The 19747-nt window shown below is 73.6% G+C and carries 16 protein-coding genes, 1 pseudogene and 1 CRISPR repeat array (1 of these 18 running past the window's edge); of the genes and pseudogenes, 12 read left to right on the top strand and 5 right to left on the bottom strand.

Annotation, left to right across the window (positions count from 1 at the left end):
* The first annotated feature begins 59 nt into the window (after window positions 1–59).
* Both J5Y05_RS29855 and J5Y05_RS29850 read left to right on the top strand, forming a co-directional pair.
* Window positions 60–1577, top strand: a complete 1518-nt coding sequence (locus J5Y05_RS29855) for a glutamate-cysteine ligase family protein (protein WP_210876419.1) — start codon at window positions 60–62, stop codon at window positions 1575–1577.
* Between the two features lie 176 nt (window positions 1578–1753).
* A complete protein-coding gene (locus J5Y05_RS29850) occupies window positions 1754–2605 on the top strand; it encodes a CPBP family intramembrane glutamic endopeptidase (RefSeq protein ID WP_247615540.1) in 852 nt (283 codons plus the stop codon).
* Window positions 2606–2691: 86 nt separating this feature from the next.
* Here the strand turns inward: J5Y05_RS29850 and J5Y05_RS29845 are convergent, their stop codons facing one another.
* Window positions 2692–3501, bottom strand: coding sequence for a PhzF family phenazine biosynthesis protein (locus J5Y05_RS29845; protein WP_210876418.1), 810 nt, complete (start codon window positions 3499–3501; stop codon window positions 2692–2694).
* A gap of 240 nt (window positions 3502–3741) precedes the next feature.
* On the opposite strand from J5Y05_RS29845, the gene J5Y05_RS29840 reads away from it, so the two are divergent.
* The 4 genes from J5Y05_RS29840 to J5Y05_RS29825 all read left to right on the top strand — a co-directional run bounded on the left by J5Y05_RS29840 (window position 3742) and on the right by J5Y05_RS29825 (window position 7520).
* Window positions 3742–4383, top strand: a complete 642-nt coding sequence (locus tag J5Y05_RS29840) for a PadR family transcriptional regulator (RefSeq protein WP_210876417.1) — start codon at window positions 3742–3744, stop codon at window positions 4381–4383.
* A 233-nt stretch (window positions 4384–4616) separates the two neighbouring features.
* Complete coding sequence (locus J5Y05_RS29835) at window positions 4617–5156, top strand: Clp protease N-terminal domain-containing protein (RefSeq protein ID WP_210876416.1); 540 nt, start codon at window positions 4617–4619, stop codon at window positions 5154–5156.
* 230 nt (window positions 5157–5386) lie between these two features.
* Window positions 5387–6391, top strand: coding sequence for an EamA family transporter (locus tag J5Y05_RS29830; protein ID WP_210876415.1), 1005 nt, complete (start codon window positions 5387–5389; stop codon window positions 6389–6391).
* A 187-nt stretch (window positions 6392–6578) separates the two neighbouring features.
* On the top strand, window positions 6579–7520 hold the full coding sequence (locus J5Y05_RS29825) for a DMT family transporter (RefSeq protein WP_210876414.1): 942 nt from the start codon (window positions 6579–6581) through the stop codon (window positions 7518–7520).
* A gap of 68 nt (window positions 7521–7588) precedes the next feature.
* On the opposite strand, the gene J5Y05_RS29820 is transcribed toward J5Y05_RS29825, so the two are convergent.
* Entirely contained in the window at window positions 7589–8272 is a 684-nt protein-coding gene (locus J5Y05_RS29820; RefSeq protein WP_210876413.1) for a pyridoxamine 5'-phosphate oxidase family protein, read from the bottom strand.
* Between the two features lie 35 nt (window positions 8273–8307).
* Between J5Y05_RS29820 and J5Y05_RS29815 the strand changes: the two genes are divergently transcribed.
* The gene (locus tag J5Y05_RS29815; RefSeq protein ID WP_210876412.1) at window positions 8308–9639 is read left to right on the top strand and encodes an aminotransferase class I/II-fold pyridoxal phosphate-dependent enzyme; all 1332 of its coding nucleotides are present in this window, start codon (window positions 8308–8310) and stop codon (window positions 9637–9639) included.
* A gap of 48 nt (window positions 9640–9687) precedes the next feature.
* Here the strand turns inward: J5Y05_RS29815 and J5Y05_RS29810 are convergent, their stop codons facing one another.
* Window positions 9688–10794: a DMT family transporter gene (locus J5Y05_RS29810; RefSeq protein WP_247615537.1), complete on the bottom strand. Its 1107-nt coding sequence runs from the start codon at window positions 10792–10794 to the stop codon at window positions 9688–9690.
* A 74-nt stretch (window positions 10795–10868) separates the two neighbouring features.
* Here J5Y05_RS29810 and J5Y05_RS29805 point away from each other — a divergent pair.
* Window positions 10869–11765 (top strand): annotated as a pseudogene (locus J5Y05_RS29805) (LysR family transcriptional regulator); the annotation flags it as partial.
* Window positions 11766–11995: 230 nt separating this feature from the next.
* On the opposite strand, the gene J5Y05_RS29800 reads toward J5Y05_RS29805, so the two are convergent.
* Complete coding sequence (locus J5Y05_RS29800; protein ID WP_210876411.1) at window positions 11996–12463, bottom strand: pyridoxamine 5'-phosphate oxidase family protein; 468 nt, start codon at window positions 12461–12463, stop codon at window positions 11996–11998.
* Between the two features lie 67 nt (window positions 12464–12530).
* Window positions 12531–12983: a Rieske (2Fe-2S) protein gene (locus tag J5Y05_RS29795; protein ID WP_210876410.1), complete on the bottom strand. Its 453-nt coding sequence runs from the start codon at window positions 12981–12983 to the stop codon at window positions 12531–12533.
* A 904-nt stretch (window positions 12984–13887) separates the two neighbouring features.
* Here J5Y05_RS29795 and lanL point away from each other — a divergent pair.
* The 4 genes from lanL (at window position 13888) to J5Y05_RS29775 (ending at window position 19099) form a co-directional block, all read left to right on the top strand.
* Entirely contained in the window at window positions 13888–16572 is a 2685-nt protein-coding gene (gene lanL, locus J5Y05_RS29790; RefSeq protein ID WP_210876409.1) for a class IV lanthionine synthetase LanL, read from the top strand.
* A gap of 44 nt (window positions 16573–16616) precedes the next feature.
* Entirely contained in the window at window positions 16617–16769 is a 153-nt protein-coding gene (locus J5Y05_RS29785; protein WP_210876408.1) for a VenA family class IV lanthipeptide, read from the top strand.
* Window positions 16770–17066: 297 nt separating this feature from the next.
* Window positions 17067–18221: an ABC transporter ATP-binding protein gene (locus J5Y05_RS29780; RefSeq protein WP_210876407.1), complete on the top strand. Its 1155-nt coding sequence runs from the start codon at window positions 17067–17069 to the stop codon at window positions 18219–18221.
* Between the two features lie 80 nt (window positions 18222–18301).
* Window positions 18302–19099, top strand: coding sequence for an ABC transporter permease (locus J5Y05_RS29775; RefSeq protein WP_210876445.1), 798 nt, complete (start codon window positions 18302–18304; stop codon window positions 19097–19099).
* 133 nt (window positions 19100–19232) lie between these two features.
* Window positions 19233–19747: direct repeats of the CRISPR family, unit length 29 nt; unit sequence CGGAACACCCCCACGCACGTGGGGAAGAC (it continues 124 nt past the right edge of the window).

The following is a 19747-nucleotide window of genomic DNA, read 5'->3' as shown; positions in this document are numbered from 1 at the left end:
CCTGACCGGCACATCGGCGGCCGGATCTTCCGCCCACCGCTTCGAGGAGGGACTCTTCCATGGGGGAGAAGGTCGTGGCAGGTCAGTTCGACCTGTCCGATCGCCAGCGCTACCGCGAAAAGCTCCAGCGATGCCTGACCGGCCTGGAGCGGCTTCTGGCGGAGAAGCGGTTCGACCGCCCGAAGAACCTGATGGGGCTGGAGATCGAATTGAATCTCGTCGGCGTCGACGGGATGCCGAAAATGCTGAATGCCCAAGTGCTGGAACGCATCGCCAGCCGCGACTTCCAGACAGAACTCGCCATGTTCAATCTGGAAGTGAACATAGCCCCACATCGTTTGGGCGGCCGGGTTTTCGACCGGCTCGCGGAGGAGATCCGTACGTCACTGGCATATGCCGACCGGAAAGCCGGGGAGCTGGACGCCGGAATCGCGATGATCGGTATTCTGCCGACCCTGGACCGCGACGACCTGGTCTCCTCCAACCTCTCCGCCGTCGACCGCTACGCGCTGCTCAACGCTCAGATCGTGGCCGCCCGCGGCGAGGACTTCACCCTCGACATCGACGGCGTCGAACACCTTGTCTGCACCTCCAAGTCCATCGCCCCCGAGGCCGCCTGCACCTCGGTGCAACTGCACCTCCAGGTCACACCGGAACGTTTCTCCGACGTATGGAACGCGGCCCAGGCCGTCGCCGCCGCGCAGATCGCCGTGGGCGCCAACGCCCCCTTCCTCTTCGGCCGCGAACTCTGGCGCGAGTCCCGGCCCCCGCTCTTCCAGCAGTCCACCGACACCCGCCCGCCCGAACTCCAGGCCCAGGGCGTCCGCCCGCGCACCTGGTTCGGGGAGCGGTGGGTGACCTCGGCGTACGACCTCTTCGAGGAGAACCGGCGCTACTACCCGGCGCTCCTGCCCATCTGCGACGACGAGGACCCGCTGGAGGTCCTGGACGCCGGCGGCGTGCCCCGGCTGGCCGAACTGGTCCTGCACAACGGCACCGTCTACCGCTGGAACCGCCCCGTCTACGACGTCGCCGACGGCGTCCCGCACCTGCGCGTGGAGAACCGCGTCCTGCCCGCCGGGCCCACCGTCACCGACGTCATCGCCAACGCGGCCTTCTACTACGGCGTCGTACGCGCGCTCGCCGAGGAGCCCCGGCCGCTGTGGACCCGGCTGCCCTTCGAGTCCGCCGCCGCCAACTTCGACGCCGCGTGCCGCCACGGCATCGAGGCCCGCTTCGCCTGGCCCCGGCGCGGCCGGCTGGGCGGCATGACCGAGGTCGACGCCGCCGACCTCGTCCGCGAGGAACTGCTCCCGCTGGCCGCGGCCGGGCTCGACGCGTGGGGCGTGGAGCCCGCCGACCGGGACCTGTACCTCGGCGTGATCGAGGAGCGCTGCCGGCGCCGGGTCAACGGCGCCACCTGGCAGGCGGACACCTTCCACGCGGCCCGCGAGGCCGGGCTGTCCCGGGAGGAGGCGCTGGCCGCCACGACCCGGCGCTACCGCGAGCTGATGAACCAGGGCGACCCCGTCCACCTGTGGCCCGCCGGCCTCCCCGAACCGGTGCCGCTCGGCTGACCGGACCGGAACCGGCGGGAGAGACGCGAGAGCGCGTGAGCGTGTGAGTGCGAGAGCGCGAGAGTGTGTGAGCGCGTGAGCACCAACGGCCCGGGAGGTCCGTTCGCGGCACCCCGGCGCGCACCCCCGCATACTGATCGGGCAAGCTCTGACGTCCCGGCAGAGATCAGGTGTGCATGGCGGAGGCGGGCCCGGTGGCCGATTCACTCCCTGAGGGCTCGACCCCCCAGGACCGTACGACCCCTTCGTCCGGGGCGACGCTCCCAAGAGAGCGGATCACCCGGCGGACGCTGCGCGACGAGACGCTGCTCGTCCTCGCCCTCTCGCTCGGCGCCAGTGGTGTCTCCGCGCTGATCAGCTTCATCGGCTCCGTCACCCGCCCCGGCGGGCTCAAGGACCAGGCGGCCACCCTCAACGCCTCCGCCGCGCCCGGCCGGCCCTGGCTCGACCTGGCCTGGCAGCTCTTCGGCATCACCACGGCGCTCGTCCCCGTCGCACTCGTCGCCCACCTGCTGCTCCGCGAGGGCGGCAGCCTGCGCACCCTCGGCTTCGACCGCACCCGCCCCTGGCCCGACCTCGGCCGCGGGGCCGTCGTCGCGGCCGTCATCGGCAGCACCGGCATCGCCTTCTACCTGGCCGTCCGCGCCCTCGGCTTCAACCTCACCGTGGTCCCCGAGGCGCTGCCCGGGGTGTGGTGGAAGTACCCCGTGCTGATCCTCTCGGCCGTGCAGAACGCGGTCGTCGAGGAGGTCATCGTCGTCGGCTACCTGCTGCGCCGGCTCGGCCAGACGGGCTGGACACCCGTCGCCGCGCTCGCCGGAAGCTCGCTGCTGCGCGGCTCGTACCACCTCTACCAGGGCATCGGCGGCTTCCTCGGCAACGTGGTCATGGGCGTCGTCTTCGTCCTCCTGTACCGGCGCTGGGGCCGGGTCGGCCCGCTGGTGGTGGCGCACGCGCTGCTCGACATCGGGGCCTTCGTGGGCTACGCGCTGCTCGCCGGCAAGGTCGGCTGGCTGCCCACCGCCTGACCCCCCGACGGAAGGGGGCGTACGGCAGCCCCGTACGCCCGCTTCCGCTCTGCCCCGCCCCGGGGAACGGAGCGGCTGCCCGCCCGCTACGCCAGCAGCTCGCCGTCGATCACCGTCACCGCGCGGCCCCCGAGCAGCGTGCGGTCGCCGCGCAGCTCGGTGCGGACGTGGCCGGAGCGGGGCGACGCCTGGAGGCCGGTGAGCACCGGCCGGCCCAGCCGCGCGGACCAGAACGGGGCGAGCGCGGTGTGCGCGCTGCCGGTGACCGGGTCCTCGTCGATGCCGAGGTTCGGGAAGAAGCAGCGGGAGACGTAGTCGTGGCCGAGGGCGGGGTCCTCGGCGGGGGCGGTGACGATGACGCCGCGCGTGGAGCAGGCGGCCAGCGCGCGGTGGTCCGGAGTCAGCGCGCGCACGGTGTGCTCGTCGGCCAGCTCGACCAGCAGGTCCCCGACCGACGGTCCGGTGTCGACGACCGCGCGGGGCTCGGCGCCCAGCGCGACGGCGACGCCGTCCGGGACATCGACCGGGGTGAGCGGGGCGGTCGGGAAGTCCAGGGTGACCGAGCCGTCCGCCTCCGGCGTGGCGATCAGGACGCCGCTGCGGGTGGCGAACCGGACCGGGCCCTCGTGAGCGCCGGTGGTGTGCAGCACGTGGGCGGTGGCCAGCGTGGCGTGGCCGCACATCGCGACCTCGGTGGCGGGGGTGAACCACCGCAGCGCCCAGTCGGCCCCGGCGCCCTCCGGCAGGGGGTGGGCGAACGCGGTCTCGGCGTGGTTGACCTCCAGGGCGATCTTCTGGAGGCGGTCGTCGTCCGGGAAGGCGTCGAGGAGCAGGACTCCCGCGGGGTTGCCGGCGAAGGGCCGGTCGGTGAAGGCGTCGACGATTCGGATGCGCATGCCCCGACGCTAAACGCTCCGCAACCCCCCGGCCCAAGGCCACCCGCACACCTCTGGCCCGGCTTCCCGGGTGCTGCCGTCACGCTGTCCGACGACGAGCCGGCCCGCCGATGGCGGGCACCCGGTTCTTCGGTCTCGGGCCGGTGTTCGGGAGGGGGTTGCCGGGTGGGCTGTTCCGATATATCGTTGAGGTATCGCGAATGGATCGCGACTGATCAACGAATGGATGGAGTGATGGTCATGCGCAGCCACGGATACGAGCGTGGACATGGTGGACACGGCCGCGGGCGCGGCACTGAAGGCCCCTTCGGCGGGGGTGGCCCCGGCGGCTTCGACAGCCGGCGTGCGGCGTTCGGGCCCTTCGGGCCGGGCGGTCACGGCGGCCCCTTCGGGCCGGGTGCCGGGCCCTGGGGCGGACGGGGGCGCGGCGGCCCCAGGGGCAGGGCGCGGCGCGGCGACGTGCGCGCCTCGATCCTCGCCCTCCTGAAGGACCGGCCGATGCACGGGTACGAGATGATCCAGGAGATCGCCGAGCGCAGCGGCGGGGCGTGGAAACCCAGCCCCGGTTCGGTGTACCCCACCCTCCAGCTCCTGGAGGACGAGGGCCTGATCGTCAGCGCGAGCGAGGGCGGCAAGAAGCTCTTCTCGCTCACCGAGACCGGCCGCACCGCCGCCGAGGAAGGCCCCGAGGCTCCCTGGGAGGACGCCGGCCGCGGCGTCGACTGGGAGGCCCTCAACGACATCCGGCAGGCAGGTTTCGGCCTGATGGAGGCGTTCGGGCAGGTCTGGAAGACGGGCAGCAAGGAGCAGCGCGAGAAGGCCCTCGCGGTCATCGGCGACGCCCGCAAGAAGCTGTACCTGATCCTCGCCGACGAGGACTGACCGGGCCCCGGCCCCCGTCCGGGCGCCCCGCGGACCGCTCCGCGGGGCGCCTTCGCGTGCCCGGCGGAGCGGCCGGCCTTTCCGGCGCAAGGCGGCTCGCCCGGGAGGAGGCGGAACGGCCTGATCTCCTCCGCAAGGAGGAGATTCCGTCCGCCGGGTCCACTTCGCGCGGGACGCCGGAATGCTCCCCTTCGGGGATGACCCGGCGCCGACGGTTTGATGGGGTGGAGGACGTGCGACCCCATATCCCCCGGCAGCCGGCCGGTGAGCAGGACGGCCGGAGCCCGGACCCCGCCGTCGCCGAGGCACGGCTCGGCGCGGACCTGGAGTACGTCCTCTCCGCCGCCCGTCGCCGCGCCCTGCGGGACGGTGACCGGCAGATCGACACCGCCCACCTGCTGCACTCGCTCCTGGAGCACGACGCCGAGGTGCGGGCCGTCCTCGGTGAGGGCCCGGTCATCGCCCGGCTGCTCGGCTACCTCGTCCAGCGCAGCATCGGCTACGGGCTGCGCTGGCAGAGCACCGTCGAGGACTCCGGCGCCCTGCCCGTGGTGAGCGAGACGGCGGGCTTCTCGCCGCTGGCCGCGGCGGCCGTGGAGGACGCCCTCGCCCGCGCCGACCGGCGCGGAGCGCCGCGGCCCCTCGGGCTCGACCTGCTCGCCGCCCTCGTCACCCACCCCGAGGCGCGCGCCGTGGAGGTGCTCGCCCGCGCCGCCCTCGACCCCCGTACCGTGCTCGCCCGCGCCGACGGGCTGACGGAACCGGCGCCCTGAGAGGTCCGCCGGGGCCGGTCGCCATCGCGGTCGCCGGTCGCTGTCGGCGGGCGTTGTGGCCGGTCGCCGGGTCCGTCCGCCTCGCCGGTCGGCTTCCGCCGGGGCCGGGCCGGGCGCCGGGTGCCGTACGGCCCGTTCACCCGGCAGGCCGTCCGCGCCGTCCGCGCCGCGGTCCATTCGATGAGACAGCAGCCATGAGGGGTGACGCTCATGTCGTCCCCTGTCATCATGTGCCGGTGCATACGACTGACAGCGCTCGCGGCAGCGCAGGAAGGGGCGTGGGACTGGGTCTCGCGCTCGTCTCCGCCCTCGCCTTCGGAGGCTCCGGCGTCGCGGCCAAGCCGCTGATCGAAGCGGGCCTCGACCCGCTCCACGTCGTCTGGCTGCGGGTGGCCGGTGCCGCCCTGGTCATGCTGCCGCTCGCCGTCCGCCACCGCGGCCTGCTGCGCCGCCGTCCCGGACTGCTGGCCGGCTTCGGCCTGTTCGCCGTCGCGGGCGTCCAGGCGTGCTACTTCGCCGCGATCTCCCGCATCCCCGTCGGCGTCGCCCTGCTGGTGGAGTACCTGGCGCCCGCGCTGGTGCTCGGCTGGGTGCGGTTCGTGCAGCGCCGGCCGGTCACCCGGGCCGCCGCGCTCGGCGTGGTCCTCGCGGTCGGCGGGCTCGCCTGCGTCGTCGAGGTCTGGGCGGGGCTCGGCTTCGACGCCCTCGGGCTGCTGCTCGCGCTCGGCGCCGCCTGCTGCCAGGTCGGCTATTTCGTCCTCTCCGACCAGGGCAGCGACGCCGGTGACGAGGCACCCGACCCGCTCGGCGTCATCGCGTACGGGCTGCTCGTCGGCACCGCCGTGCTCACCGTGGTCGCCCGCCCCTGGAGCATGGAGTGGTCGGTGCTGGCGCGGAGCGCGTCCATGGACGGCACGCCCGTCGCCGCCGGTCTGCTGCTGGCCTGGATCGTGCTCCTCGCCACCGTCCTCGCCTACGTCACCGGCGTGCTCTCCGTACGGCGGCTGTCGCCGCAGGTCGCGGGTGTCGTCGCGTGTCTGGAGGCGGTCATCGCCACCGTGCTGGCCTGGGTGCTGCTCGGCGAACACCTCTCCGCGCCGCAGATCCTCGGCGGACTGGTCGTCCTCGTCGGCGCCTTCATCGCGCAGTCCTCCGCACCGTCCAAGAGCCCCCCGGACCCGGTGGCGAGCGGCGGACCCGAAAGGGAGTTGTCCCGGCGGGGAACGGCCGCCTAGGGTGCCGGGCATGCATTCGGACCTGCTTCTCCTTTCGCCGCCGGCCGCCTGAGGCGGGCTCCCGGAACCGCCCGGCGGCGGGCTTTCGCCGGCCGGGCGTACGGCGTTGCCCGCGGACGCAGTCCCCGCGCCCCTCGGGGCGTTTTCGAGACCACCGCGCCCCGTGCGCGTCTGCGGAGTGAGAAACGTGTCGAACGCCCCCTCAGGTCTGCCCGTCGGGCGTGGCCTGCTCTATCTGATCGTCGCCGGTGTCGCCTGGGGCACCGCGGGAGCCGCCGCCTCGCTGGTCTACCGGACCAGTGACATGGGGCCCGTCTCCCTGTCCTTCTGGCGCTGCGCCCTCGGCCTGGTGCTGCTGGTCGCCGCCCGGCCGCCGCGCCCGCGCCGGAGGGCCGCCGTCCGCGAGCCGTTCGGCACCCGGGCGCTGCGGGCCGGGGTGACCGGAGTGGGCCTCGCGGTGTTCCAGACCGCCTACTTCGCCGCCGTGGCCTCCACCGGACTGGCCGTGGCCACCGTCGTCACCCTCGGCGCGGGACCCGTCCTGATCGCGCTCGGCGCCCGCCTGACGCTCGGCGAACGGCTGGGCCGGGGCGGGGCCGCCGCCGTGGCGGGCGCGCTCGGCGGGCTCGCGGTCCTGGTCCTCGGCGGCGCGGACACCACCGTCCGGCCGTGGGGCGTCGCCCTCGCGCTGCTCTCCGCGGCCGGGTACTCGGCGATGACGCTGTGCACACGGCACTGGGGCCGCGACGGCGGGGCGGACGCCTCCGCCACCTCCGTCGGCGCCTTCGCGGTGACGAGCCTCCTGCTGCTGCCCCTCGCCCTCGCCGAGGGACTGGTCCCGCACACCGAGGACCCCGTACGGCTGCTCTGGCTGCTGGCTTACGTCGCCGCCGTGCCGACCGCCCTCGCCTACGGCCTGTACTTCGCGGGCGCGGCCGTGGTCCGGTCGGCCACCGTCTCCGTGATCATGCTGCTGGAGCCGGTCAGCGCGGCGGTGCTGGCCGTCCTGCTGCTCGGCGAACACCTCACCGCGGCCACCGTGGCGGGCACCCTGCTGATGCTCGGCTCGGTCGCGGGGCTCGCGGTCACCGAGGCGCGCGGGGCCCGGTCCCGCCCGGCACCCGCCTGACCGGCGGCGGGCGGCTCGCCGGGCGCTCACGGTGGCGCCGGTCGCCGCGCCCCGGGTACGGACCGGCGTCAGCCCGCCGCCAGGTAGGCGGGCAGAGGCGTGCCCGGGGCGAGGCCGGGGTCGGGGACCGGCGCCTCGTACCCCTTGCGCAGCGGGACCAGCCCGGCCCAGTGGGGGAGGGCGAGGTCCTCGGGCTCGTCGTTGACCCCGCCCGTGCGCAGCTTGGCGGAGACCTCGGCCAGGTCGAGGCGGAGCACCGCGGTGGCGGCCAGCTCCTTCTTGTCGGCGGGCCGGGAGTCGCGGGAACGGCCCGGCACCGCGTGGTCGACCAGGGCGTCGAGGGCGGCGCGCTTCTCCTCGGCTCCGGTCACGTCGTAGGCCGTGCCGAGCACCACCACGGAGCGGTAGTTCATCGAGTGGTGGAAGGCGGACCGGGCCAGCACCAGTGCGTCCACGTGCGTGACCGTCAGGCACACCGGCAGTCCCCGCGCGGTCCCGGCCGCCATGCGCAGCGGGCGCGATCCCGTCGAACCGTGCACGTAGAGGCGTTCGCCGACCCGGGCGTACAACGTGGGCAGCACCACCGGGGCGCCGTCGCGGACGAAGCCGAGGTGGCACACGTACCCCTCGTCGAGGATCGCGTGCACCACGCTCCTGTCGTAGGCGGCCCGGCCGGCGGAGCGGGTGGGGACGGTGCGGCCGGTGGGCGCGTAGGACGGGGCCGTCGGTGGCGTGTCGCCGGGTCCCTGCATGGCGCTCTCCTTTGTATTAGTGCATACTGGGCTTTGTGCTAGGAGAGTATCGGATCAGTGGGCGGGGTGCGGCGGAGATTTCCGCGAGCATCGAGGACGCCGTCGGCGCGGGCCGGCTGGAGCCGGGTCAACCGCTGCCGCCCATGCGGGAGTTGGCCGCAGAGCTGGGGGTGAACCCGAACACCGTCGCCGCGGCCTACCGCACCCTGCGCGACCGCGGGGTCATCGAGACCGCCGGGCGCCGCGGCAGCCGGGTCCGGGCGAAACCGGCCACCACCGGACGCGAGTTCCTGCGGGTGGAGGTGCCCGAGGACGCCCGCGACCTGTCCGACGGCAACCCGGACCCGGCGCTGCTGCCCGCGCTCGGCCCGGCGTTCGCACAGGCGGCGGCGCGGGCCGACCGGGACCCCGTGCTCTACGGACACGCCTCCGTGGAGCCGGAGTTGCTGCGCCTGGCGCGGGCCGAACTGGAGGCCGACGGCGTGCCGGAGGGCCCCGTCGCCGTCACCTCCGGCTCACTGGACGCCATGGAACGGGTGCTCTCGGCCCACCTCAGACCCGGCGACGCGGTCGCCGTCGAGGACCCCGGCTGGGGCGGCCTGCTCGACCTCGTCCCCGCGCTCGGCCTGCGCCCCGTCGCCGTCGGCGTCGACGACGAGGGTCCCCTCCCCGACGACGTGCGCCGGGCGCTCGCCGCCGGTGCCCGCGCCCTGGTCGTCACCGACCGCGCGCAGAACCCGACGGGCGCCGCCCTGAGCGCCCCCCGCGCGGACGCCCTCCGGGCCGTGCTGCGGGACCACCCCCGGACCCTGCTCATCGAGGACGACCACGGGCACCGGATCGTCGACCTTCCGCTGCACACCCTCGCCGGCACCACCCCCGCCTGGGCCTTCGTCCGCTCCGCCGCCAAGGCCCACGGGCCCGACCTGCGGCTCGCCGTGCTCACCGGCGACGCCCGCACCCTCGACCGGGTGCGCGGACGCCAGCGGCTCGGGCCCGGCTGGGTCAGCCGCCTCACCCAGCGGGCCGTGGCCCGGCTGTGGGCCGACGGCGCGGTGGACACCCCGGCGGTGGCGGCGGCGTACGGGCGGCGCCGGGACGCGCTGATCGGCGCGCTCGCCCGGCGTGGGGTGAGCGCGTACGGGCGGACCGGCCTGAACGTGTGGGTGCCGGTGCCCGACGAGACCGGCGTCGTCGCCCGGCTGCTGGGGGAGGGCTGGGCGGTGGCGCCCGGCGCCCGCTTCCGGGTGCAGTCCCCGCCCGGCGTCCGGATCACCGTCTCGACGCTCACCGAGGACGAGACGGGGCCCCTCGCGGACGCGGTGGCCTCGGCGCTGGGGGCGGGGCGGGCGCACAGCCGCGCGTGAGCGGGCGCCGGGGGCCGGGGCGGCAGGCGGAGTTCGGGCGGGGCGCGCTCAGCGGAGTCCGCCCGCCACCTCGGGCTCGGACTTGGGCTCGGGCTCGGCGCATGGCCCGGCACTCTCCGGGCCCGCGCTCTCCGGGCTCCGGCTCCCCCGGCTCCGGCTCTCCGGGTCCCCGCTCTCCCGGCCCGCGCCCTCCGGCCCCGTGCCCTCCCGTCCGGCGTCTCCCGCCCCGGTCGGCCGGTCCGTGCGGGCGGCGCCCGGCCGTACCTGCGTCAGCGCGGCACCCGCGAGGACGATCAGCGCGCCGGCCGGTGTCGACCAGGACAGCGGCTCGCCGAGCAGGGCCACGCCCGCGACGGTGGCGATGACCGGGATGAAGTACGTGACCATCTGGGCCGTCGTCGGCCCGACCTCGGCCACCAGGTCGTACTGGATCAGGAAGGCGAGCCCCGTGCCGAGGACGCCCAGCGCCGCCACCGCCAGCAGCGGCACCGCCGGGAAACGGCCCGGCAGGCTGGTGAACAGCGGGGTCACCACCGCCAGTTGCCCGGTCGCCGCGAGCAACTGGCCGCCGGTCAGGGAGAGGTGGGAGTGGTGGGAGCCGGCCAGGGTGCGCCGGACGTAGATCCAGCCGACCGGGTAGCAGACCGAGGCGAGCAGGGCGTAGGCCGTGCCCGTGAAGTCCAGGCCGTGGAAGCCCTCCCAGACGCCCAGGACCGTCAGCACGCCGAGGAAGCCGATGCCGAGGCCGGCCACCCGTACCCGCGTCGGCCGGTCCTCGGAGAGCGCCACCAGCGACAGGACCATGCCCCACAGCGGCGAGGTCGCGTTGCAGATGCCGGCCAGCGAGGAGGGGATGGTCAGCTCCGCGTAGGCGAACAGCGTGAACGGCAGCGAGTTCAGCAGCAGCCCCGCCACCATCAGGTGCGCCCAGGTCCGCGCGCCGCGCGGCAGCCGCTCCCGCCGCAGTGCCATCACCGCGGCCAGCACGGCAGTCCCGAACACCAGCCGCCCCAGCGTGACCTGGAACGGGACGAACGCCTCCGTCCCCACCTTCATGAGCAGGAAACTGAACCCCCACACCAGGGCGAGGCACGCGAAGCGCAGCCTCCAGTCGAGGGCGCGGCGAGGGACGGCGGAGGGCGGGGCGCTGGTCATGGGGACACGATGCGGCACCGCATCCTCGTAGCACAATCGAGAATTCGAACGCGATATCTCGTAGCATCGCTTACATGTTGAACCTGGAGCGCCTGCGCACCCTCGACGCCCTCGCCCGGCACGGATCGGTCAGCGCCGCCGCCGAGGGACTGCACATCACCACCTCCGCCGTCTCCCAGCAACTGGCCAAGCTGGAACGCGAGGCCGGGCAGAAGCTGCTCGCCAAGAACGGCCGGGGCGTCCGCCTCACCGACGCCGGACGGCTCCTCGCCGAACACGCCGCCCGCATCCTCTCCCAGGTCGCCCTCGCCCAGTCCGAACTGGACGCGCACCGCGGCCAGGTCGTCGGTGAGCTGCGGCTGTCCGCCTTCCCGACCGCCGCCCGCGGAATCTTCCCCACCGCCCTCGCCGCCCTGCGCGCCGCCCACCCCGCGCTGCGCATCCGCTCCAGCGAACTCGAACCGGAGCGCGGCATCGCCGGCGTCGTGCGCGGCGACCTCGACCTGGCCGTCGTGCTCGACTGGTACAACAAGCCGATGCCGCTCCCCGACGGACTGGTCAAGGCGCCGCTCCTGGACGACCCCGCCGACGTGGCCCTGCCGGCCGGCCACCGGCTCGCCGGCCGCGAGGAGGTGGACCTCGCCGAGTTCGCCGAGGACGAGTGGATCACCTGGGGCGAGGGCGAGTTCTGCCACGAGTGGCTGATGTTCACCCTGCGCTCGCAGGGCATCGAGCCGATCGTCGGCCACCGCGCCGCCGAGACCCACACCCAGCTCGGGCTGGTCGCCGCCGGGCTCGGCGTCTGCATCGTCCCGGTGCTCGGCCGCCACCCGATGCCGCCCGGCGTGGTCACCGTGCCGGTACGCCGGCGGGTGCGCCGGCACGTGTACGTCGTCTGGCGCGCGGACGCCGACCGCCGCCCGTCGATCCGGGCGGCGGTGGAGGCCCTGCGCACCACGGCGGAACGCGTCGACGGCCCCCAGGAGCCTCCCCCCGGACCCGGTGGGGGTCTGGAGAAGGGCTCCGGGAGGCCGTCGACGGAGGCCACCGGCGAGAGGCCCGAGACCTCCGGGACTCCCGGGACGCGCGGGACTTCCGGGACGCTCAAGACGCGCGGGGCCTTCGAGACGCCCGAGACCCCCGGGACCTCCGAGATCCCCGGGACGCCCGAGACCCCCGAGGCCCCGCGACAGCGCGGCGCCTAGAGCGACGACAGCTTGCGGAAGTCCCAGGACACCGTCTTCTCCGGCGTCAGCCGCAGCCAGGCGTGCCGGCCGTCGTGCGGCATCTCCTCCATGCCGAAGTTCTTCCGGGCGAACAGCGCCTCCGGCAGGTCGAGTTCGGCACACAGCTCCCCGGTGCGGGGGGACTCGCCGACGAACTCCATCCGGCCGGAGAGTTCCGCGCCCCGCAGTTCGTGGTACTCCTCGCCCGTGTCGATCACGATCGCCACCCGCGGATCGCGCCGCAGGTCCTTCCAGCGCCGGCTGCGCACCACCGAGTACAGCCAGATCGAGGTCCCGTCCCACAGGAACCAGAGGGTGCTCACGTGCGGGGCGCCGTCGGCCGAGACCGTGGCGACCCGGCAGGTGCGCTGGGTGGTGAGGAACACGTCCAGCTCACCGGGGGTCATCATGATCTTCCGGCCCCGGCGCTGGGTGACGGTCATCGCTCTTCTCTTCCTCTCACTACAACGTCTCGTGGGTCCGGGCCGCCCGGTCCGGACCGGGCCCGGCTCAGGCGAGCAGGATGGAATCGCCGTCGACCGTGATGGCCACGGGCGGCAGCGGCTTGCGGGCGGGGCCGCCCTTCACACTGCCGTCGGAGATGGAGAAGTCGCTGTTGTGGCACGGGCAGTTGATGACGCCGTCCGCGACGCCGCCGACGGCACAGCCCTGGTGGGTGCAGGTCGCCGAGAACGCCTTGAACTCGCCCGCCGACGGCTGGGTCACCACCACCTTCCGGTCGGAGAAGACCTTCCCGCCGCCCTCGGGGATGTCGGCGGTCGCCGCGAGCACGCCCTTGGCCTTCCCGCCGCCCGCCGACGCGGACGCCCCGGCGGAGTCGTCCGCCGCCTCCTGATCGCCGCCGCACGCGCTCAGCGCGACGGTGAGCCCCGCCGCTCCGGCCGCCGCGAAGACGGTACGGCGGGCCGGCCCCTCGGCAGGGTGAAACGATGCGCTGCTCATGCCGGTTCCCTCCGGATGGACACCTGATGATCTGCCGACAGGTACGGCCCCGGACGACCCGGTGTTCAACGCGCCGCACCGTGCCGCACCCGCCCGCGCCGGCGCCTACGCCCCCAAGTCGTCGATCCGATGTCGACGAGCCGGGAAGCGCGCACCGCCTGGTTCGCCTCCCACAGTGTCAAGTGAACGGGTCTTGACCGACGACTTCCTGGCCTTACGGCAAGGGCGCCTGGCGAAAACCGGTTCAGCCCTTCGAGGGGCCACAGAGGGTGAATTCGAATGAGTGAGTTATATTCGAGTACATGTTCGTTGACTGGTGGCGGTCAATTGCTTCTCGGTGAAGTGCGGCGCAAGGGGCCTGACGGCGAACTGGGCACACCGATCGCCTCTTTGTGGGCGTGCGGTCATGACCTGATCGAAGCCCTTTCCGCGCTTGGCTCCTCGGCAGGAGATCTCCGGGGCGGAAACCTCGCGCCGGCAACGTTCGCCCTGGCTCCGGTGATGGTCCGGCCGGGCGGGGCACCCGAGTGCGGGCAGGTCAGAGTGGTGGTGGAGCCCGAGAGCGCGGTCGGTCGCCGTCCGCGTGAAGGCTTGTGCGGTGCGTCCCTTGTCCCGTTTCTCCTGGCTCGCCGCGGCGCGGAGAGCAGAGGGAACGCGGTATTCGGAGTGCGCCCTTCCTGAATTTCCCGCCGCATTCCAGGAGGTGTGTCACCGGGGGCGTGCGGCGATAGGGATTCCGCTTGATTCGCTCCCTTGTGCTTTCACTCTGCGCCGGTCGGCATCTCTGGGTGTCGCAGCACGCCCATGCGCCTGTCGGACCGACTTCACTCCGTCGGGGCCAAGTCATACCTTCTTACCGAAGGCATGGTTCAGCCGGTGGTCCTCGCCGTCGAGAGGGACATGAATGACGAGCCACGCAGCCGAAATAGACCTCGAAAACCTGCTCCGCCAGGCACTGTACGTCACCGGCGAGGGTCCGCGTTGGACCATCGACGCCGACGAGATGTGGTGCCGTCTCACGCCCCGGTCCGCCACGTCGCGCGAGCAGGGCTGGAAGCTGCATGTGTCGGCGACGTCCGTCTCCGCGCCGGAAGTCCTGGCGAAGGCGCTGGACGTGCTGCTGCGGGAGGAGTCGGTGTTCAAGTACGCCCGGTCCCTGGAACAGGTGAGGGCACTCAACTCCCGTGCCACGCCCCGGGGAAGCTCGGGGAAGTTCCTCACCGTCTATCCGCGCTCCGACGCCGACGCGGTCAGGATCGCGTGGGAGCTGCACAGGGCCACCGAGGGGCTGGCAGGCCCGCGCATCCTGTCGGACCAGCCCTACGCCGCGAACAGCCTGGTGCACTACCGCTACGGCGCCTTCGTGGGCCGGCGCCGGCTCTCCGGCGACGGTCTGCTCGTGTGGTTCATCGAGGACCCGGACGGCAACCCCGTCGAGGACAAACGCACCGGCCGGTACTCCCCGCCCGCCTGGGCGGTGAGTCCCTTTCCCGCCTCCGTACCGACCCCGCGGCAAGCGGGGAAGGCACCGAGCGGACCGGTGCTGCTGGGTGGCCGCTTCTCGGTACGGGAAGCGATCCGCCACACCAACAAGGGCGGCGTGTACCGGGGGACGGACGTCTCCACGGGCCGCCCCGTGGTCATCAAGGAGGCCCGGCCACACGTCGAGGCCGACGCGGCCGGCGACGTGCGCGACTGGCTGCGCGCCGAGGCCCGGACCCTGGAGAAGCTGAGCGGCACCGGGCTCGCACCCGAGCGCCTGGCGATGTTCGAGCACGGCGGGCACCTGTTCCTGGCCCAGGAGGAGATTCCGGGCATCCCGTTGCGGAACTGGGTCGCCGAGCATTTCCGTGACGTCGGCAGCGAGCGCTATCTCGCCGACGCCCTGGCCCAGACGGAGCGCCTGGTGGACCTCGTCGCCGCGGCCCACGCCCAGGGCTGCGTCCTGCGGGACTTCACACCCGGCAACATCATGGTCGGCCCCGACGGTGAACTGCGCCTCGTCGACCTGGAACTCGCCGTCCTGGAGGGCGACGCCGCCCTCCCGACGACGGTGGGGACGCCGGGCTTCAGCGCCCCCGAGCGGCTGTCGGACGCGCCCGTCGCGCCGAGCGCCGACTACTACAGCCTCGGTGCCACCGTGTGCTTCGTTCTCGCCGGGAAGGTGCCGAACCTCCTCGCCGAGGAGCCGGCCGGCCGGGCGGCGCAGTATCGTCTCGCCGGATGGCTGGACGCCTGCGCCGGTACGCTCGTCCTGCCGGACGGCATGGCCGAGATGATCCTCGGGCTGATGCGGGACGATCCCGCCGAACGCTGGGACCCGGCAGGGGCGCGCGCCGCCCTGCGCCGGATGCGGCGGGGCCTCGCCGCGCACCCCGTTGTCGTCCCGGCCCGCGAGGACAGACGGCACGACACGACGCAGGACGCGGTGGCGGGCATCGTCGACCACCTCGTCGACTCCATGACCCCGCAGGACGAACGGCGGCTGTGGCCCGTGTCCACCGTGGCGGGGGAGACCGACCCCTGCACCGTGCAGCAGGGCGCGGCCGGCGTCCTGGCGGTCCTGACACGGTACTTCGAGCTCACCGGCGACGAGCGACTGCCGGAGCTGATCTCCACCGCGGGCCACTGGACAGCAGCCCGTACCGACACCCGCTCCACTCGCCCCGGTCTGCACTTCGGCGGGCGTGGCACCGCCTGGGCGCTGTACGACGCCGGCCGCGCCGTCGGCGACCACGCCCTCATGGACCACGCGACGGCCCTCGCCCTGGCCCCGCAGGAGCCGACGCCCAGCTACGACATCACCCACGGCACCGCCGGCAGCGGATTCGCCGCCGCGCACCTGTGGCACCGCACCGGCGACCCGCGGTTCGCCGGACTCGTGACGGACGCGGCCGACCGCCTGGTCGCTGCCGCCCGACGCGACCCGACCGGCGTGAGCTGGCCGGTCCCCGCCGAAACCCTCTCCGGGGAAGCGGTCTCCGAGGAGGCCGGCAAACGCTATCTCGGCTTCGCGCACGGAACCGCCGGCATCGGATGCTTCCTCCTCGCCGCGGCGGCCGTCGCGGACCGCCGGGAGTACCTGGACCTGGCCGTGGCGGCGGGGGAGGGCCTGGTGGCCGCGGCCGTGCGGGTCGGCGAGGCCGCCCAGTGGCCGGCCCAGGCCGGTGACGTGCCCACGGCACCGTACTGGTGCCACGGCTCGGCGGGCATCGGCTCCTTCCTGCTCAGACTGTGGCAGACCACCGGGGACGACCGCTTCGGCCGGCTCGCCCGCCAGGCCACCCGCGCCGTGCTGGAGCGCGCCTCCCGAGCCCCCCTCACGCAATGCCACGGACTGGCGGGCAACGGCGACTTCCTCCTGGACATGGCCGCGGCCACGGGGGACTCCGCCTACCGCGCGTCGGCCCAGGACCTGGCCCGCCTCATCGTCTCCGAAGGGGCCCACCGCAACGGTCACGTCGTCTTCCCCAACGAGTACGGGGGAGTCTCGACCGGCTGGAGCGACGGGTCCGCGGGAATCCTGGCGTTCCTCCTGCGGACCCGACACACCGACTCCCGGCACTGGTTGATCCACCAGCCGGGCTGAGCGACGGGAACCCCCGCCGCCGACTCACAGAGAGGGAGACCACCATGGAAAACCGCGACCTCGAACTGCTGGCCGAACTGCACGCCCTTCCGGAGACCGACCCGGTCGGCGCCGACGGAGCGATCGCCGCGACCTGCGAGTGCATCGGCCTGCTGACGCTCCTCAACACCGTCTGTATCGGGATCAGCTGCGCCTGACCGGCCGGTGAGCCCTCTCGCTCCGGTACCGGCCGGCGGCCGGGACGACAGTGGTCGTACCGGGGACGCGCCGAGTACCGCTCCCAGCAGGAAGGGAGCACCCGGCTTCCCCACCACGACCTGATCCGGGGCGAGAAGAGAAGGGCTTGAACGTCTCCGGCCGGCGGCCCCTGGTGGCCGCCGGCCGGAGCACACCTCCGGTGGCGGGGGAGCAGTTCGCCGCGCCGAGCCCCGGCGGCCCGGCCGCGAACCGTTGCCCGCCGAGTCCGCAGACGACCCGCAGACGAGGACCCCACCATGCAGCCAAGATCCGGTGGCGACGCCCCGGCCCGGCCCCCCCTCCTGACCGCCGCCACCACGGAACCGGACGCCACAGGCCCCGCTCCCGAAGAGGCGTACGCCATCAGCGCCCGCGGCCTGGTCAAGACCTACTCGGGTCCCGACGGCACCACCACGCACGCCGTCCACGGCCTGGACCTCGACGTGCGGCCGGGCGAGACCTTCGCCTTCCTCGGCCCCAACGGTGCCGGGAAGTCCACCACCATCGCCCTGCTGTGCGCCCTGGCACGCCCCACCGCCGGCCGGGCCACGGTGGCCGGCGCCGACGTGGTCAGCCGGCCGGACCGGGTACGACAGCAGGTCGGAATACTCTTCCAGCACAGTGCTCTGGACATGGACCTGACGGCCGAACAGAACCTCCGCATCCACGCCCGCCTGTACGGGATGAGCCGCCGACACTCGCGCAGACGCACCACCGAGACGCTCGACGCCGTCGGACTGACCGACCGGCGGCGATCCCCGGTGCGTACCCTGTCGGGCGGTATGCGACGGCGCCTGGAACTGGCCCGCGGCCTGCTGCACGAGCCCCGTGTCCTGTTCCTCGACGAGCCGACCACCGGCCTCGACCCCCACGCCCGTGCCCAGGTCTGGGAGCACCTGCGCGACCTGCGAGACCGGTACGGCACCACCCTCTTCATCACCACCCACTACCTGGAGGAAGCGGAGAACTGCGACCGGCTCGCCATCATCGACCGTGGCCGCCTGGTGGCACAGGGCACGCCCTCCGCGCTGAAGGACGCGATCGGGGACGACCGGGTGGTGCTGCGCACCGGCGACGACCAGGCGGCCTGCCACATCGTGCGCCGCACAGTGCCCTCGGGTGTCTGCGTCACCGCGGACGCCGAGGGGGTCCACCTGCGTGTACCCGACGGCAGTTCATGGCTCCCCCGGTTGTGTGCGGTGCTCGAACTCCACGGCATCACCGTGCACGTCGCCTCCGCGACCCCGCCCACCCTCGACGACGTCTTCTTCCATCACACCGGCCGAAGCATCAACGCGGGACGGCCCGTTCCGCCGCCCACCCTCACCCGGCCGGACCGGGCCACGGAGACGCCGGCGTCCGTCTCCGCCGAGCCGGGCGGGGCCACGGCGACGGCCGAGGGGCGACCGTGAGCACATCCGCCCCTCGGGCCGAGGGTGTCGCGTACGCCTCGGACTCTTCCGACGGCCCGGCCGCGACGCGGCCGAACCGCCTGCGCCGTGAGTTGCGCGCGGTCCACGCACTGGTCCACCGCGATCTGCTGCGCCTCTCCTCCCAGCACACCCACACGGCCCTGATGCTGATCCAGCCGGTGCTCTACCTCTTCATCCTCGGTGGCGGGCTGGCCGCCCTCATCCCCGAGTCGAGGCTGGGCGTCGGCTACCAGGCATACCTGTTCCCCGGCATGCTGATGATGACGGTGCAGACCCCGGCCATCATGGTCGGCATCCGCCTGATCACCGACCGCCAGAGCGGCTATCTGCGCGAACTGCTGATGGCCCCGGTACGCCGCTCCACCCTGCTTCTGGGAAGCTGCGCCGGCGGCACCATCGTCGCCGCCGTCCAGGGCGCCGTGCTGCTCGCCCTCGCCGGGGTGGTCGGCCTGCCCTACGACCCGGTCCTCCTGGTGCTGCTCCTCGCCGGCATGATCCTCGCCTCCTTCACCATCACGGCTCTGTCCCTGGCCCTCGCCGTGACCCTGGGCCGCCCCGAGGTGTTCCACATGCTGCTGGGCTTGGTGATGATGCCGCTGCTGTTCCTCTCCGGCGGCTTCTTCCCTCTGCACGCCCTGCCGGGCTGGGCGCAGGCACTGGCCGCCGTCAACCCGCTCGCCTACGGCGTGGATCTGCTCCGGCGGAGCATCGAGCTCCAGGTGCCCGGTCATACGGCCGCGACGGGCATCGAATGGTTCGGCGGGCAGCCTCCCCTCCCGCTGGAAGCCGCCGCCCTCCTGGTGACGGGTGCCGCCGCCCTGCTCTGGGCCGCCCACCGCTTCGGGCGGCCGGAGTGACACCGGACGGGGTGGCACGCGGCGGACACCGGTGGCCGTCCGGCACCTCCAAGGCGACCGTCGGGACAAGCGGCCCGTCGGGAGGAGGCCGCGAATGATGAGGCCGGGAGGCCGCGCTCCCGGCCGCGATGTGCGGAACACCCCCATGCACGTGGGGAAGATGGGACTCATCACCCATGTACGGAACTATCGGCAGGAACACCCCCACGCACGTGGGGAAGACGGCAGTGTCCGGGACTGGCTGAACGTGATCGACGGAACACCCCCACGCAAGTGGGGAAGACCGCACCCGCAGTTCGTGCGCGACCATCGTGTTCGGAACACCCCCACGCACGTGGGGAAGACCGCCGCCGTAACTTGCAAACCGGCCCGAGCCACGGAACACCCCCACGCACGTGGGGAAGACCTCGCGGCGAGGTCGGAGACGACCGGCAGCACCGGAACACCCCCACGCACGTGGGGAAGACGCCGCCACCTACGTGCGCTGCGATCTGATCGATGGAACACCCCCACGCACGTGGGGAAGACCGTCCCACCCGCGTGAGCCACCGGCCGACCGTCGGAACACCCCCACGCACGTGGGGAAGACAAGGAGTTGAACAACCGGGCGTGCGCGGCCAACGGAACACCCCCACGCACGTGGGGAAG

Source organism: Streptomyces tagetis, assembly GCF_018069565.1.
In the GTDB taxonomy this organism is placed as follows: Bacteria; Actinomycetota; Actinomycetes; order Streptomycetales; family Streptomycetaceae; genus Streptomyces; species Streptomyces tagetis.
This window is presented reverse-complemented; position numbering and strand designations above follow the sequence as displayed.